Origin of the sequence: Intestinibacillus sp. NTUH-41-i26 (genome assembly GCF_032769475.1) — a bacterium.
GTDB lineage: Bacteria > Bacillota > Clostridia > Oscillospirales > Butyricicoccaceae > Agathobaculum > Agathobaculum ammoniilyticum.
This window is the reverse complement of the sequence record NZ_CP136477.1, coordinates 2834428-2850919: the sequence shown is the minus strand read 5'-3', so window position 1 is coordinate 2850919 and position 16492 is coordinate 2834428. Positions and strand designations below refer to the sequence as shown.

At 60.0% G+C, this 16492-nt stretch carries 12 protein-coding genes; all 12 read left to right on the top strand.

The genetic code is table 11. The features are described from left to right. Positions 1–141 precede the first annotated feature (141 nt). The 12 genes from RX717_RS14785 (at position 142) to RX717_RS14730 (ending at position 16473) form a co-directional block, all read left to right on the top strand. On the top strand, positions 142–1269 hold the full coding sequence (locus RX717_RS14785; RefSeq protein ID WP_054327391.1) for a cysteine desulfurase family protein: 1128 nt from the start codon (positions 142–144) through the stop codon (positions 1267–1269). 33 nt (positions 1270–1302) lie between these two features. Next, complete coding sequence (locus RX717_RS14780; RefSeq protein WP_107631490.1) at positions 1303–2004, top strand: hypothetical protein; 702 nt, start codon at positions 1303–1305, stop codon at positions 2002–2004. 33 nt (positions 2005–2037) lie between these two features. After that, positions 2038–2325 carry a hypothetical protein gene (locus tag RX717_RS14775; protein ID WP_159068150.1) on the top strand — a complete coding sequence of 96 codons (288 nt, stop codon included), beginning with the start codon at positions 2038–2040 and terminating at the stop codon, positions 2323–2325. A gap of 70 nt (positions 2326–2395) precedes the next feature. Further along, positions 2396–3565 carry a tRNA uracil 4-sulfurtransferase ThiI gene (thiI, locus tag RX717_RS14770; RefSeq protein WP_054327394.1) on the top strand — a complete coding sequence of 390 codons (1170 nt, stop codon included), beginning with the start codon at positions 2396–2398 and terminating at the stop codon, positions 3563–3565. A 156-nt stretch (positions 3566–3721) separates the two neighbouring features. Continuing rightward, positions 3722–4951, top strand: a complete 1230-nt coding sequence (locus RX717_RS14765; RefSeq protein WP_054327395.1) for a competence/damage-inducible protein A — start codon at positions 3722–3724, stop codon at positions 4949–4951. Positions 4952–5196: 245 nt separating this feature from the next. Continuing rightward, positions 5197–7314, top strand: coding sequence for a 1,4-alpha-glucan branching protein GlgB (gene glgB / locus RX717_RS14760; RefSeq protein ID WP_107631493.1), 2118 nt, complete (start codon positions 5197–5199; stop codon positions 7312–7314). A 58-nt stretch (positions 7315–7372) separates the two neighbouring features. Further along, positions 7373–8584 (top strand): glucose-1-phosphate adenylyltransferase, encoded by a 1212-nt coding sequence (locus RX717_RS14755; RefSeq protein ID WP_054327396.1) that lies wholly within the window; start codon positions 7373–7375, stop codon positions 8582–8584. Between the two features lie 10 nt (positions 8585–8594). Beyond that, positions 8595–9725: a glucose-1-phosphate adenylyltransferase subunit GlgD gene (gene glgD / locus RX717_RS14750; protein ID WP_107631494.1), complete on the top strand. Its 1131-nt coding sequence runs from the start codon at positions 8595–8597 to the stop codon at positions 9723–9725. Between the two features lie 176 nt (positions 9726–9901). Next, entirely contained in the window at positions 9902–11338 is a 1437-nt protein-coding gene (gene glgA / locus RX717_RS14745; protein ID WP_107631495.1) for a glycogen synthase GlgA, read from the top strand. Between the two features lie 39 nt (positions 11339–11377). Continuing rightward, positions 11378–13825, top strand: coding sequence for a glycogen/starch/alpha-glucan phosphorylase (locus tag RX717_RS14740; RefSeq protein WP_054327399.1), 2448 nt, complete (start codon positions 11378–11380; stop codon positions 13823–13825). Positions 13826–14011: 186 nt separating this feature from the next. Further along, a complete protein-coding gene (locus RX717_RS14735) occupies positions 14012–15916 on the top strand; it encodes a glycoside hydrolase family 13 protein (protein ID WP_147573794.1) in 1905 nt (634 codons plus the stop codon). A 17-nt stretch (positions 15917–15933) separates the two neighbouring features. Then, positions 15934–16473 carry an NUDIX domain-containing protein gene (locus RX717_RS14730; RefSeq protein WP_107631497.1) on the top strand — a complete coding sequence of 180 codons (540 nt, stop codon included), beginning with the start codon at positions 15934–15936 and terminating at the stop codon, positions 16471–16473. Positions 16474–16492: the final 19 nt, after the last annotated feature.

Below are 16492 nucleotides of genomic sequence, written 5' to 3'. Positions count from 1 at the left end.
CATGCTTTCCGCATGTCATACAGATAAAGTATAGCATAGGGGAGCACGCTTTTCAATCCTGATTTTGCGGGTTTTGGCTTGTAAAAGGCCGGCCGGCGATGTAAAATAATTGCGTAAAGCAATCATAAGGAGTTAACGAGCATGCATTATCTGGACAACGCGGCGACGACGCGCGTGCTGCCCGAGGCGGCTGACGCCGCGCTGCGCGCCATGTGCGAAGCGTTCGGCAATCCGTCGAGCCTGCACAGGATGGGGATAGAAGCGTCGCGTCTGCTGGAGGACAGCCGCAGGACGGTCGCTTCAGCGCTGGGCTGCCTGCCGGAGGAGACGTACTTTACCTCCTGCGGCACGGAGAGCACCAATATCAGCTTGCGCGGTGTTTCCCACCTCAACCGCCACAAAAAGGGGCGTGTCATCACCACCGAAATCGAGCACGCGGCCACCCTTAACACCTGCAGACAGCTTGCGGCCGAGGGGTTTGACGTGGCGTTCCTCGCGCCGGACGCGACCGGCCATATTACGGCTGCGGCGCTGGAAGCGGCGCTGACCGAGGACACGGTCCTGCTGTCCTGCCAACTGGTCAACAATGAGATCGGCACGGTGCAGCCCGTGGCCGAGCTGGGGGCGCTGCTCAAGGTCAAGGCGCCGCAGGCGCTGTTTCACATCGACGCGGTACAGGGGCTGTGCCGCGTACCCCTCGCGCCTAAAAAGTGGAAGTGCGATTTGATGAGCGTTTCCGGACACAAGATTGGCGCGCCCAAGGGTATCGGCGCGCTGTATGTCAGGAAGGGGCTGCGCCTGCCGCCGCTGATGTTCGGCGGCGGGCAGGAAAAGGGGCTGCGTCCGGGGACCGAGGCGCTGCCAAATATCGCGGCGTTCGCCAGGGCGTGTGAGATCCGCATGGCGCGTTTTGACGAGGATTATGCGTATGTGGCAGCGCTCGCGGCTTATCTCAGGGAACAGGTGGCGGCGTCCCTGCCGGACGCGGCGTTCAACGGCGCGGGGGATATCCCGCATGTGGTCAACCTGTCGCTGCCGGGCTGCAAAAGCGAGGTTATGCTGCGCGTACTCGAAAGCGACGACGTGTACGTTTCGAGTGGGTCCGCCTGCTCCAAGGGCAGGCAGAGCGGGGTGCTGCGCGCGCTCGGCCTGCCGAAAGAGCGCACGGACAGCGCTCTGCGCGTCTCGTTCGCGCCGTGCAATACAACCGAAGATGTGGACGCGTTTATCCGCGCGGCGCAGAAGGGTGTGCGGATGCTGCGCCGGTAAGCGCGTCGCCTGGGGAAAAGGGGGAGGACAGCCGTGGCAAAGAAAGGGAAGCTACTTTCCGCGGTCAGTGTGGCGCTGCTGGCCGCGCTGTGTGTTGCGCTTCCGGTGGCGGACCGTGTGTGGTATGGCGGCGCGCTGCTCGGCGGGGGACAGATCGCTTTTGCGATCCTTGTGATATGGGGGGCGGCGCTGCTTGCGGTTGAGCTTCGGAAAAAGCCGGAAAATCGCCGGTGGTCGGCCGCGGTATCGCCCAGAGCCCACATCGCGGGCGCCGTAATCGACGTCGCGGTGATCCTGCTCCAGATCCATGGGGGGATGCATGGCCTGCTGCTGGGCTGCTTGACGATCGGCCTGTTCGCCGCTGCGGGGTTGGAATCGCTGTTGTCCATCCGGAACAGCTCGCGCGTCGGGCGGGGGCTGTTCCTGATTGCACTGAGCATGCTGCTCTGCACAGCGGGCTACTTCCTCGCCGTGCGGCCCATCCCACTGGCGCAGGCGGAGCAGCTCGCGTGCGGGATGGGGTATGAGCAGCTCGCGCACGAGGGCATTTCGCACGGCAACAGTCTGTGGGAGGAGGACGGCCGCGGCCGCATGGGGTTCTACGAGAATGCGACGGTGGCGGACCGAGCGCTTGGCCACTACGCATTTTCCGCGGAGAAGGACGGGCGTCGCTTCATGGTCTATGTGCCGGTCGCCTCGTCCGGCGCGGTCGTACAGTCCGAGGTGGGCGCATGAAAGCGGGGCGGTATCCGGCGCGGCAGTACGGCCTTGCGGCGGTACTGTGGCTCGCCTGCGTGGTTCGGCTGGCTGACATTTGGCGGGCATTACGGCGGCAGGGTTGGATGCAGGGTGCTGTTTCCGATCGTGCTGGGTTCTGGGATCGGCGGGGCGCTGGTGTTGGCGTGCTTTTTTGCGGAGTACCCCTGGCTGCTGGACGCTTGGCTCTGCGTGGGTTACCTGAGCTATATCCTGCTGATGGACCGGAACGGGCGGGAGTATACCCCCAGCGGGATGACAGGGCTTTACGGCGTGTTGCTCCTCATTGCGTTTGTCTAGTTCGCGGCGCTGCGGCCGTTTCCGGTGGACCAGTAGCGGGTTTGATACATAAAAAATAAAAGGAGATCGTATGAAGGAAGTATTATTGCTTAAATGCGGGGAGATCGTCCTCAAGGGCCTCAACCGCAAAACCTTTGAGGACCGGCTGCTCAAAAACCTGTCGCGGCGCATGAAGCACGTCGCGGACTGTGGGATTTCCATGCGGCAGTCGGTCGTGTACGTCGAGGTGCCGGAGGAGGCCGACGCGGACGCGGTCATGGACTGCGCGCGGCATGTATTCGGCTTCGCGACTATCTCGCGCGCAGCCGTGTGTCCGGAAAAGACGCTCGAAAGCGTGATCGAGACCGCGCAGTCCTATCTGGCGCCGCGCTTTGCGCAGGCAGGGACTTTTAAGGTGGAAACCAAGCGCGGGGACAAAAAATTCCCTATGACCTCGACCGAGATCAGCCAGCGGGTCGGGGGCGAGCTGGCCGACCGTTTTCCGGCGGTCAAACCGGATATGCACTGCCCCGACCTGACCGTGCATGTCGAAATGCGTGAAAAGTACGCCTTTGTGCATGCCGGCCCCGAGCCGGGCGCGGGCGGTATGCCGATCGGCTCGAATGGCAGGGCCGCGCTGCTGCTGTCCGGCGGCATCGACAGTCCGGTTGCGGGCTGGATGATGGCCAAGCGCGGCCTGGAGCTGGTGGGCATCCATTTCTTCAGCTATCCCTACACCTCGGAGCGCGCCAAGGAGAAGGTACTCGAGCTGGGGCGCAAGCTGACCGTGTGGTGCGGCCGCATGAGCGTGATGGTGGTGCCGTTCACCAGGATCCAGGAGGAGATCCGCGAAAAGTGCCATGAGGAGCTGTTTACGCTCATCATGCGGCGCTTCATGATGCGCATTGCGGAAAGGGTCGCCGTGGAATATGGCTGCGGCGCGCTGATCACGGGCGAGTCGCTCGGCCAGGTGGCCAGCCAGACCATGCCCGCGATGGCCGTGACCGGCGCGGTGTGCGGGCTGCCCGTGTTCCGCCCGTGCATCGGCATGGACAAGGAGGAGATCGTGACCATCGCGCGTAAGATCGACACCTTTGAAACCTCCATCCTGCCCTATGAGGACTGCTGTACGGTGTTCACCCCCAAGCACCCGAACACCAAGCCCAAAATGCCGAAAATACTCGAGGCGGAAAGCCGCCTGGAGGTGGACGCGCTGGTGGAAGAGGCGGTCGCGGGGGTGGAGATCATCCATCTGCCGTGAGTATAGGGGGCTTCAAAAGCCCCCTATATACGAAAGACGCCGCCCAAGGCGGCTAAGTCGAGGTATCAAAACCCACGCACATGTCGCGGGTTTTGATGGTTTGCGCATGGCGCAAACCGATTTTATGCGCGCTACGGCGCGAAAGGAGAAGCAGTTATGAATGCAGAACTGATCGCCGTCGGAACCGAGATCCTGCTCGGCGACATTGTCAACACGGATGCGCAGCTCATCTCGCAGGGACTGAGCGAGCTTGGCATCAACGTATTTTACCAGACCGTGGTCGGAGACAATCCGGCTCGCCTGCGCCATGTGGTCGAAACGGCGCGCGACCGCGCGGACATCATCATCACCACCGGCGGCCTCGGCCCCACGCTCGACGACCTGACAAAGGAAACGCTAGCCTCGGTCTTCGGGAAAAAGATGGCGTTGCACCAGCCCTCGCTCGACCGCATCAAGGGCTTTTTCCAGACCATTGGCCGAGAGATGACGCCGAACAACGAAAAACAGGCCTGGCTGCCCGAGGGCTGCACCGTGTTCGTCAACGAATGGGGGACCGCCCCGGGCTGCGCGTTCGAGGCGTATGGCAAGCATGTCATCATGCTGCCCGGCCCCCCGCGCGAGTGCAACCCCATGTGGAAGGAATGCGCGATGCCCTACCTGTACAAGTTCGCGGGCGGCTGCATCGTCTCGCGCAATATCCGCGTGTTCGGCCTGGGTGAGAGCAATATGGAAACCATTCTGCACGACATGATGGCCGAGAGCAAAAACCCAACTATCGCGCCCTACGCCAAGACCTCGGAGTGCTTCGCGCGCGTGACCGCCAAGGCGGACACGCCGGAGGAATGCGAAAAGCTGCTCGCGCCGGTTGTGGAAAAGATCTGCGGCCTGCTGGGCGAGGATGTGTACGGCGTGGATGTGGATTCGCTGGAGCAGGTCGTGGGCGACGGACTGCGGGCGCGCGGCCTGACGCTCGCCGTGGCGGAAAGCTGCACGGGCGGGCTGCTGTCCAAGCGCATCACGGACGTGCCGGGCTGCTCGGTGTATTATCTGGGCGGCGTATGCTCCTATGCTAACGAGGTCAAGACGCGCCTGCTGGGCGTCCGGAAGGAGACGCTGGATACGGTCGGTGCGGTGTCGCCCGAGGTGGCCGAGCAGATGGCCGCGGGCGTGGCGCAGGCGCTGGGCGCGGATGTGGGCGTGGGCATCACGGGCGTGGCCGGACCGGGCGGCGGGACTGACGACAAGCCGGTCGGCCTGGTGTACATCAGCGTATGGCACAAGGGGCGGAACTACACCCGTAAGATGAAGTCCATGAACGGGCGCGACCGTGTGCGCATGCAGGCGGCCTCCACCGCGCTGGATATGATACGCCGGAACATTTTCTGAACAGAACATAGGGATATTGTGCATTATCTCAACATTTCCCGACAAAAGCTGTTGAAACCGAACAAAATTTTCATTAAAAAAGTCTGGTAATTGTGTAAAATTGCTGGACTTTTTTTCTCTGTTGATGTATACTATATCCAACTAAAGCCAGGCTTGCTGCGGAAAAACAAGCGAAATAGACAAAAAATCGTAAAAAAATGGAAAAAGGCTTGTTTTAGCGGTTTATAAGAGGGAGAGGATGCAATATGAAGAAGAAAAGCGCATCGCCGGCCGGCGGGAAGCGGAGTAAGCTCTTCTATTCGGGAAGAGACTGCCGCGCGTATGACTATATGGGCGCGCACCCGCTGGTGCAGGACGGCGAACCAGGATACCTGTTCCGTGTTTACGCGCCGGAGGCCGAAAAGGTTTCGGTCATGGGCGAATTCAACGGCTGGGACCGTGAAGTGGATTACATGGAGCGGGACGAGCAGGGCATCTGGGAAAAATTTATCCCGCATGTTCCGGAATATGCCGCATATAAGTATAGCGTATGGGCAAAATCGGGCGATGTGTTCGATAAATCCGATCCCTACGGCTTCCACGCCGAAACCCGCCCGGGCAACGCCTCCAAGGTGTTCGACATCGAGGGCTACGAATGGAGCGACACCTCCTGGATGGAATGGCGCAAAAGCCATCTGCCCTACTCCAGTCCGGTGAATATTTACGAATGCCATCTCGGCTCCTGGAAGCTGCATGAGGACGGGAACTTCTATTCCTACCGCCAGCTTGCGGACGAGCTGGTACCCTATGTCAAGGAAATGGGCTATACCCATATCGAATTCATGCCCCTGACCGAATACCCGTTCGACGGTTCGTGGGGGTATCAGGTCATCGGCTATTTCGCGGCGACAAGCCGCTACGGTACGCCCAAGGATCTGATGTACCTGATCGACAAGGCGCACCAGGCCGGCATCGGCGTCATCATGGACTGGGTGCCGGCGCATTTCCCCAAGGATGGATGCGGGCTGGTCGAGTTTGACGGCTCGTATCTGTACGAATACGCCGACCCGCTCAAGATGGAGCACAAGGAATGGGGGACGCGCGTGTTCGATTACGGCAAGGTGTCCACGCGCAACCTGCTGTTCTCCTCCGCGATGTTCTGGATCGAAAAATTCCATATGGACGGCCTTCGCGTGGACGCGGTCGCCTCCATGCTGTATCTGGATTACAACCGCCAGCATGAATGGCGCCCCAATATCCACGGCGGCCGCGAGAACCTGGAAGCCATCGATTTCCTGCGCCTGCTCAACGAGTATATCCTGACCGACCATCCGGACGTCATGATGATCGCGGAGGAATCCACCGCCTGGCCGATGGTCACCAAGCCGGGCTACGACGGCGGCCTGGGCTTCAATTTCAAGTGGAACATGGGCTGGATGAACGACATGCTGTGCTACTGCTCGGCGGATCCGTTCTTCCGCAAGGATATGCACGACAAGATCACGTTCTCGTTCATGTACGCGTTTTCGGAGAATTATATCCTCCCGCTGTCGCATGACGAGGTGGTGCATGGAAAGTCCTCGCTGATCGGCAAGATGCCCGACCCGTATGAGAATAAATTCGGCGGCCTGCGTGCGCTGTACGGCTACATGGCCGCGCACCCGGGCAAGAAGATGCTGTTCATGGGCGGCGAATTCGCGCAGTTCTCCGAATGGGCCTATCAGCGCGGGCTGGATTGGATGCTGCTGGATTATCCGGCGCATAAGCAGATGCAGACCTATGTTAAGGCGCTCAACCATTTCTATCTGGAAACGCCGCAGCTCTGGGAGCAGGATACCGACTGGCGCGGCTTTGAATGGATCAGTCATGAGGACAACCGCAATAACATCATTGCGTTCCGGCGGATCGCGGCAGATGGAAGCGATATCGTGATCGTGGTCAACTTCTCGCCGGAGATGCAGGAGGTCTACCGCATCGGCGTGCCGTTCGCGGGCAGCTATGAGGAAATCTTTACCTCGGACAGGACGGAATTCGGCGGCAGCGGCCTGTCCAACGGCAGGGTGAGGAGCGAAAACAAGCCGCTGCACGGGCAGGAGCAGTCCATCAGGATCCAGATTCCGCGGTTCGGCGTGCTGTTCTTCAAGGGCAAGCCGCGCGCCAAGCGCCGCACCAAGGCCGAGATCGAAGCGGCCAAGAAAGCCGCGGAAGCCCAAAAGGGCAAAACGTCCAAGGCGGTCGCCAAGACGGGGACGCGCGCAGTGCGGGCAACCGGCACCAGGGCAGTGGCGAAAACGGGCGAAAAAGCCGTTGCCAAGACCGGCACGCGGGCGGTCGCCAAACCGGCGGAAAAGGCGCCGGCTGTCCGTCCGGACGGGGAAAAGTAGGAAAAATGCCGTTCCCACGGCATATATAGAGTAAACCGCAGAAAAAGGAGAGTCATCAATGTATCGGAAAAAAGAATGCGTGGCCATGCTGCTCGCAGGTGGACAGGGCAGCCGCCTGTATGTGCTGACGAAGAACGTCGCCAAGCCCGCGGTACCGTTTGGGGGCAAGTACCGCATTATCGACTTCCCGCTGTCCAACTGCACCAATTCGGGCATTGATACGGTGGGCGTACTCACGCAGTACGAGCCGCATGTGCTCAACGCCTATATCGGTTCGGGCCAGACCTGGGACCTCGACCGCCTGCGCGGCGGCGTGTACGTCCTGCCGCCGTACCAGAAGGGCAAGGCCTCCGAGTGGTACAAGGGTACGGCGAACGCGATCTACCAGAATATCGCATTTATCGACGAGTACGACCCCGAATATGTGCTGATCCTTTCAGGCGACCATATCTACAAGATGAACTACAACAAGATGCTGCAGCAGCACAAGCAGACCGGCGCGGACGCGACCATCGCGGTGCTGGACGTGCCGCTGGCCGAGGCGTCCCGCTTCGGCATCATGAACTGCAAGCCGGACGGCACGATCTATGAATTCGAGGAAAAGCCCAAGAACCCGAAGTCCACGCTGGCGTCCATGGGCATTTATATCTTCTCCTGGAAAAAGCTGCGCCAGTATCTGATCGAGGACGAGGAGAACAAGAAGTCCTCCAACGACTTCGGCAAGGATATCATTCCGACCATGCTGGGCAACGGGGAGAAGATGGTCTCCTATCGGTTCGAGGGCTACTGGAAGGACGTCGGCACGATCGAATCCCTGTGGGAAGCCAACATGGACCTGCTCTCGCCGAATTCCGGACTCAACCTCAAGGACGATAGCTGGAAGATCTACGGCCGCACCACGGGCTCGCCCCCGCACTTTACGGCCAAGGACGCGGTCGTCAAGCACACGCTGCTTTCCGAGGGCTGTGAGATCGCGGGCGACGTTTCCGAATCCGTGCTGTTCTCGGATGTGAAGATCGCAAGGGGGGCAAAGGTCGAGTACTCCATCCTTATGCCGGGCGCGGTTGTGGAAGAGGGCGCGACCGTGCAGTATTCGATCGTGGCGGAGAACGCCGTGATCGCCAAGGACGCGGTCGTCGGAGGCAGCCCGTCGGATGGCGACGTGGAAAAATGGGGCGTTGCCGTTGTCGCAGAGGGCGTGCGCATCGGACGCGGCGCCAAGCTGGCAGCGAAGGAAATGGCAGACGAAGACCTGCCGGACATGATTTAAGGGGGCGGACATGATGAACAGTGTTTTAGGCATCATCATTGCGTTTGACAATGACAACGATCTGCGTGAGATCACCGAGCACCGCACGGTGGGCGCGGTGCAGTGGGGCGGCCGGTACCGCATCATCGATTTTATGCTGTCCAATATGGTCAATTCCGGGATTTACCGCATCGGCGTGCTGATGAAGGACAAGTATCAGTCCCTGATCGACCACATCAGCAACGCAAAGGACTGGGACCTGTCCCGCAAGAACTCGGGCGTCACCCTGCTGCCGCCGTATTCGTATGCGCGCAAGGCCTCGCCGCTCGTCACCGGCGAGTACCGCGGCAAGATCGACGCGCTGGCCGGCGCGGTCGATTTCCTGCAGAAAAACAAGGCGGATTACGTTGTGGTCGCGGACGGCGATATCGTCGCCAACGTCCCGCTGGACGACGTACTCGACCGGCATATCAAATCCGGCGCGGACCTGACCATGGTCTGCACCAAGAAGCAGAAGGATTCCCCGTATGCGACCTATGTTGAGCTGAACCGCAAAAAGGAAGCGGTCGATATCCGCGTGGGCGATTCCAACGAGGGCAAGTGCAAGCACACCTCGCTCGGCATCTATGTGATGAGCCGCCAGTACCTCATCCACATGCTCTCCGACTGCGTTACACACAACTGCATCCACTTCGAGCGCGAGTTCCTGACCCGCGCGCAGATGGACGGCACGGTCGCCGGCTACCTGTTCAACGAATACGCGGTCAAGATCGAGGATACGTTCGATTATTTCCGCTCGAACATGGATATGCTCGATAAGGAGGTGCGGGACGAGGTGTTTCTGCGCACCCGCCCGATCCTGACCCGCATCAAGGACGAGGCGCCCGCGTATTATGGCGACAAGGCCGAGGTGGAGGACAGCCTGATCGCGGACGGCTGTACGATCGAGGGCTATGTGAAAAACTGCATCCTGTTCCGCGACGTGGTGATCGAAAAGGGCGCAAAGGTCGAGGACTGCATCATCATGGAGGGCGGGCGTATCCTGTCCGACGCGTCGCTGCGCCATGTGATCACGGATCGCAACGTCATCGTCCGCAACGGACGCACCATGATGGGCCATGAGAACTACCCGATCACGATTGCCAAAAACGCTACAGTTTGATCAAGAAATTGTTAAAACCATGACAAAAAGGCCAAAATGAGGCTGTAAAGCGAGAAATGTTCGTTGAATTTCCCTATATTGCAGGGAGACAGAATTTAGTATAATGAAAATACCGAGGTACGGAAGCGGGGGCCTCTCCCCGCTTTCGCGCCGCCTATTGGGGAGGCTCGGCTCTTATGAAAATCATGTACGTTACCAGCGAATGCGCCCCGTTTGTAAAAACCGGCGGCTTGGGCGATGTCGCGGGCTCTCTGCCCAAGGCCCTCGCGGCAAAGGGACACGACGTGCGCGTGTTCTGCCCCCTGTATTCGTCGATCGGCCAGGAATGGCGGGAAAAGTTTTATTACCTGAAAAACGCCTATGTGCGTTTGGGCTGGCGTAACCAGTACTGCGGTGTGTTCCGCTATGAGTTGGATGGCGTGACTTTCTATTTCATCGACAACGAGTACTATTTCGCCCGTGGCCAAGTCTATGGCGAGTATGACGACGCGGAGCGCTTCGCCTATTTTTCCAAGGCGGTACTCGAGGTACTGCCCGACCTGGAATGGAAGCCGGATGTCATCAACTGCAACGACTGGCAATCCGCGCTGGTGCCGGTGTACTATAACCTGATGTTCTCCGCGCGCCCCTTCTATGAGAATATCAAGACCGTGTTCACCATCCACAATATCCAGTACCAGGGCCGCTACGGCCGCGAGATCCTCGAGTATGTGCTTGGCATCGACGACGCGCATTTCCGCTCCGGCTTCATGGCGATGGACGGGGACGTCAACCTGATGAAGGCCGCGATCGTGGCCTCCACCGCGGTCACAACGGTTTCGCCTACCTACGCGGCCGAGATACAGACCGAGTATTATGGCTACCGCCTGGATTCCGTGCTGCGCATGAACAGCTACAAGCTGCACGGAATCCTCAACGGCATCGATATGGATGCGTTCAATCCGGAAACCGACCCCAAGCTGTTCAAAAACTACGGGCCGCGCAATCCGGAGGACAAGACGGTCAACAAGCTCGAGCTGCTCAAGCTCTGCGGCCTGGAGGGCGACGAGAACACGCCGGTCATCGGCATGGTCACCCGTTTTGTGGACCAGAAGGGCCTGGACCTGATCGAAGCCGTGCTGCACGATATCCTGTCCGACGACCTGCGGCTGATCGTGCTGGGCAAAGGCGACTGGCGGTACGAGCAGATGTTCCTGGAGGCCAAGCGCCGCTATCCGGCCAAGATCTCCGCGTCCATCATGTTCTCGGGCGACTTGGCCAACCGCATTTACGGCGGCTGCGACATGTTCCTGATGCCGTCCAAATTCGAACCGTGCGGGCTGGCGCAGATGATCTCGCTGCGCTACGGCACCATCCCGATCGTGCGTGAGACCGGCGGCCTGAAGGACACCGTGCAGGCGTTTGTCGATTACGCCGGCACGGGCAACGGCTTCACCTTCGCCAGCTATAACGCGCATGACATGCTGCATGTGATCCGCGAGGCCTGCGGCGTGTTCCGCTATAACAAGCCCGCGTGGAACAAATTGATGCTCCAGGGCATGAAGAGCGACTTCAGCTGGGGCAGCTCGGCTGATAAATACATAGAGGTTTACCACTCTGCCCTGGGGTGGTAAAACCCGCAAAGCAAATTAAGTGAGGAGACAAGAGATACCATGCCAAAGAACCTGTACACCAAGAATGCGCTGAAAGAGGCCATCGCCGGCAAGCTGCAGCGGCATTTTGCCTGCGAAGTGGCGGACGCCACCAAGGATCAGATTTATGAGGCCTGCGCGCTCGTTGTCCGCGACGCGCTGACCGAGCATATGATCCAGACCCAGAACGAGGTCGAAAAATATGGGGAGCGGCAGGTGCATTACCTGTGCATGGAATTTCTTGTCGGCCGCAGCCTGCGCAACAACGCTTATAATCTGGGCATGCTGGACGAATTGACCGCGGCGCTCAAGGAAATGGGCTACGAGATGGCCGATATCTTCGAGCAGGAGGCCGACCCCGGCCTCGGCAACGGCGGCCTGGGCCGCCTGGCCGCCTGCTATATGGACGGTATGGCCACTACGGGCGTGCGCGGCACAGGCTACTCCATCCGCTATGAGCACGGCATCTTCAAGCAGAAGATCGAGGACGGGCAGCAGGTGGAGCTGCCGGATTCCTGGCTCGCTTCCGGCGACGTATGGCAGATACCGGCCATGGACGATACCCGCGAGGTCAGGATCGGCGGTACGATCGATACCCATTTTGACGAAAACGGAAAGCTGGTCGTGGAATACCACGATTACACGCCGGTGCTGGCGGTGCCGTATGATATGCCGATCTCGGGCTATGATACGGGCAACATCGCGCGCCTGCGCCTGTGGGAGGCAAAAAGCCCGATTGCGCTGGATATGAAGCTGTTCTCCTCCGGCGAATACCTCAAGGCGCTGGAAAAGCACGCCATGGCGGAGACGATCTCCATGGTCCTGTATCCGGAGGATAACCATCGCGAGGGCCAGTCCCTGCGCCTGAAGCAGCAGTATTTTCTGGTTTCGGCGACGCTGCAGGATATCTGTGCCAAGCACAAGGCCAAGTACGGCACGCTCGCCAACTTTGCGCACAAGCATGTGCTGCACATCAACGACACCCATCCGACGCTGGTCATCCCCGAGCTGATGCGTATTCTGATGGACGATAACGATATGTCCTGGGAAAATGCGTGGAACATCACCAGCCAGTCGGTCGCCTATACCAACCATACGGTCATGCCCGAGGCGCTGGAGTGCTGGCCGGTATCGCTCGTGCAGGAGCTGATGCCGCGCATCATGCAGATCATCCACGAGATCAACGAGCGCTTCTGTCGGGACCTGTGGAACTACTTCCCGAACGATTTCCAGAAGATCTCCAGGCTCGCCATCGTGTCGGACGGGATCGTCCGCATGGCGCATCTGGCCATCGCCGGCTCGTTCTCGATCAACGGCGTGTCCGCGCTGCATTCAGACATCCTCAAGGAGCGCGTGTTCAAGGATTTCTACACGATCTATCCGGCGAAGTTCCGCAACGTTACCAACGGCATTGCGCACCGCCGCTGGCTGTGCGAGGCCAACCCGAAGCTGGCCGCGCTGATCGAGAGCAAGATCGGCAAGGGCTACCGCAAGCACCCCTCCGAGCTACAGGTACTCGCCAACTATGGCGAGGATAAGGCGCTGCTCGCCCAGCTCGGCCAGATCAAGCGCGACAACAAGCTGCGCCTGGCGGAGTATATTAAGGAGCATAACGGCATCGAGGTCAACATGGACTCGATTTTCGACGTGCAGGTCAAGCGCCTGCATGAGTACAAGCGCCAGATGCTCAACATTCTGCATATTATCTCGCTGTACCACAAGCTCAAGGATAACCCGGGCATGGACTTCGTGCCGCGCACGTTTGTTTTCGGCTCCAAGGCCGCGCCGGGCTATGCGGTGGCGAAAAAGACCATCCAGCTCATCCATTCGATCGCCAATATGATTAACAACGATCCGGATATCGGGGATAAGCTCAAGGTTGTGTTCATCGAGGATTACAAGGTCTCCTTGGCGGAAATGATCATGCCGGCCGCGGAGATCTCCGAGCAGATCTCGATCGCGGGCAAGGAAGCCTCCGGCACGGGCAACATGAAGTTCATGATGAACGGCGCGCTGACCATCGGCACGATGGACGGCGCCAACGTGGAGATCTGCGAGGCCGTGGGCCGCGAGAATATCTTCATTTTCGGCATGGAAACGCCCGAGGCCGAGGCGCTCGCCGCTTCCGGCAACTATGAGCCTATGCTGATCTACCAGAACGATCCGGTCATCAAGCGCGTGATGGATCATATGATCCACGGCTTTGGCGATGGGGTGGATTATACCGACCTGGCGAACCTGCTGCTGCACGGCGGCAACGGCGGGCCGGCCGACCGGTATATGAGCCTGAAGGACTTCTCCTCCTACGCGGTCGCGCAGGAGCGCGTGGGCGAGATGTACCGCCGGCCGGAGAACTGGAACTATATGTCCCTGATGAATATTGCCAATTCCGGCCGTTTCGCCGCGGACCGCTCGGTCGCGGAATATGCGCAGAATATCTGGCGCGTCAAAACAAACTTTGCATTTTAAAAAAACACAACAAGGGAAAGGGGTTGCCTGCGGGCAGCCCTTTTTTCTGTGGGGGAGAGCGCCGCACCTGCGGCAAAACAGTGAAGAGATTGTGAACAAAACGACCGTACAGGCCGTTTTTTGTTTACCGGCAGGCCGTTTTGTGCTATACTATATAAAGAGTTTTTATGTTTGGGGGAACTGTTTTTGAAAGCCATTCCCGATTGTATGTTCCACTCCCGTGAGCTTGCCTGCAAGAAGCCCTACGGCGCGGTAAAGGCAGGGGAAACGGTCGAGTTTTCTGTTTATCCCAGGCGCGAGCGCGGCATCCAGTATGTGACACTGTGGGTCGAGGAGGATGGCGGTCAGCCGGAAGCGTTCCCGATGCGCTGGTATGGGCTGGCTGGCGCGCGGGACCGGTACAGCACGTCGTTCACGCCCGATCACGCGGGGCTGTACTGGTACTACTTCACGGTAGACGGCTCGGACGGTCCGGTGTACGCCATGCGTGGCTATGGCGGCCGCTGCGAGATTCTGGACACCCTGGGGGACAAATATCAGCTCACGGTCTACGATCCGGCGTACCGGCCTCCCTCCTGGTTTGGGGAAGGCATTACCTACAATATCTTTCCGGACCGCTTCTGTCGGGACAGAATGCCCGTCCAGCCCGAGGGCGAGGGCGTCGCGCCGCGCGTGCTGCATGAGAACTGGGACGACATTCCGGTTTATCAGCCGGATGGGAACGGCGAGATCCTCAATAACGATTTTTTCGGCGGCACGCTGCGCGGTGTGATCGAAAAGCTGGATTACCTCGAGAGCCTGCATGTGCGCACGATTTATTTCAATCCGATCTTCCAGGCGTATTCCAACCACCGCTATGACACAGGCGACTACAAGCGCGTCGATCCCCTGCTCGGCAGCGAGGAGGACTTCCAGACGCTGTGCGTGGAGGCGGCGGCGCGCGGCATGCGCGTCGTATTGGACGGTGTGTTCAACCACACGGGCTACGACAGCCGCTATTTCAACGGCCGCGGCCGGTATGACAGCGTAGGCGCGCACCAGTCGCAAGAATCGCCCTATTACCGCTGGTTTGATTTTCAACAGTGGCCGGACCAATACGGCTCCTGGTGGGGCATTTATACGCTGCCGCAGGTGCGCGAGATGGACGAGAGTTATCTCGACTATATCATTGACAACGAGGACAGCGTCATCCGCCGCTGGCTGCGCTTGGGCGCCTCCGGCTGGCGGCTCGACGTGGCCGACGAGCTGCCGGACGCCTTTATCCGGCGCCTGAACGCGGCGGCCAAGCAGGAAAAGCCGGATGCGCTCATCATCGGCGAGGTGTGGGAGGACGCCTCCAACAAAATCGCCTATTCCGAACGCCGCCGGTATTTCCAGGGCGGCGAGCTGGACTCGGTCATGAACTACCCGTTGCGCGACGCGATCCTGGCGTTCCTGAACGGCGGAACGGCCGAGCATTTCGCGGAAACCATGGAGTGCATTCGCGAAAATTATCCGCGCGATGTGTTTTATAACCTGATGAATGTGATCGGCACGCACGATACCGCGCGTGCGCTTACCATCCTCGGTGTGTCCGAAGAGGAGTGGCACATGGACCGCGACGGACGCGCGCATTATGCGCTCCCACCAGACCGGCTGGAAAGCGCGCAGCGGCGGCTGCGGCTGGCCGCGGTCATCCAGTTCACCATGCCCGGCTCGCCCACCATTTACTATGGGGACGAGGCAGGGCGGCAGGGCTTTGAGGACCCATTCAACCGCCGTACCTATCCATGGGGCGCGGAGGACCGCGCGCTGCTGGGCTTTTACCGCAAGCTGTGCGCGCTGCGCGCGGACAGCGACACGCTCGCGCGCGGCGGGCTGCGCTTCCTTCGCTGCGAGGGCGCGCTGCTGCAGTACGAGCGGGAAACCGAGCATTCCCGCCTGCTGATCCTGGTCAACCGCGGCCACCATGCGGTGCGCACCCATGCGCGCGCAGTCTATGCGGTTGATATGCTGGACGGGGCGGAATTCGACCGCGCGGACAGCCGCGGCATCCATGTCACGGTGCCGCCGGAAACCGCCTATATTCTGCGCTGCTTCGGCACGCCGTGAGAAAGGGAGCATAAGAGATGGATATGAGAGAGAAACAGCTTTCCCACCAGTATTTTTTTGAAGGGAAGATCATGAAAGCGCGGCTGGACGAGGTCCTGCTGCCAAACGGCAGGAGGGCGCGGCGCGAGGTGTGCGAGCATGTCGGCGGCGTGGGCGTGCTGCCGGTCGACCGGTCGGGCAACATCATTCTGGTGAGGCAGTTCCGCTATCCGTATGATACCGAGCTGCTGGAGATACCGGCCGGCAAGCTCGACCACGGGGCGGAGGACTTCACCGCGTGCGGCGCGCGGGAGCTGAAGGAGGAGACTGGCTGCACGGCCGGCCGCATCGTGCCGCTTGGCGCGCAGTACCCCTCGCCCGGTTTCCTGACCGAGGTGGTGCATCTGTTCGCGGCGCTCGACCTGACCGAGGGAGAGATGCAGCCGGACGAGGACGAATTCGTCGAGGTGGTGCGCCTGCCCATCGCCGAGGTGGAGGCCATGATCGCGCGGGATGAGATACGCGACGCGAAAACCATTGTTGCGATGTACCGCGCAAGGCTAAAGGGCCTGCTGTAAGAACGGAAACCGGCGGACC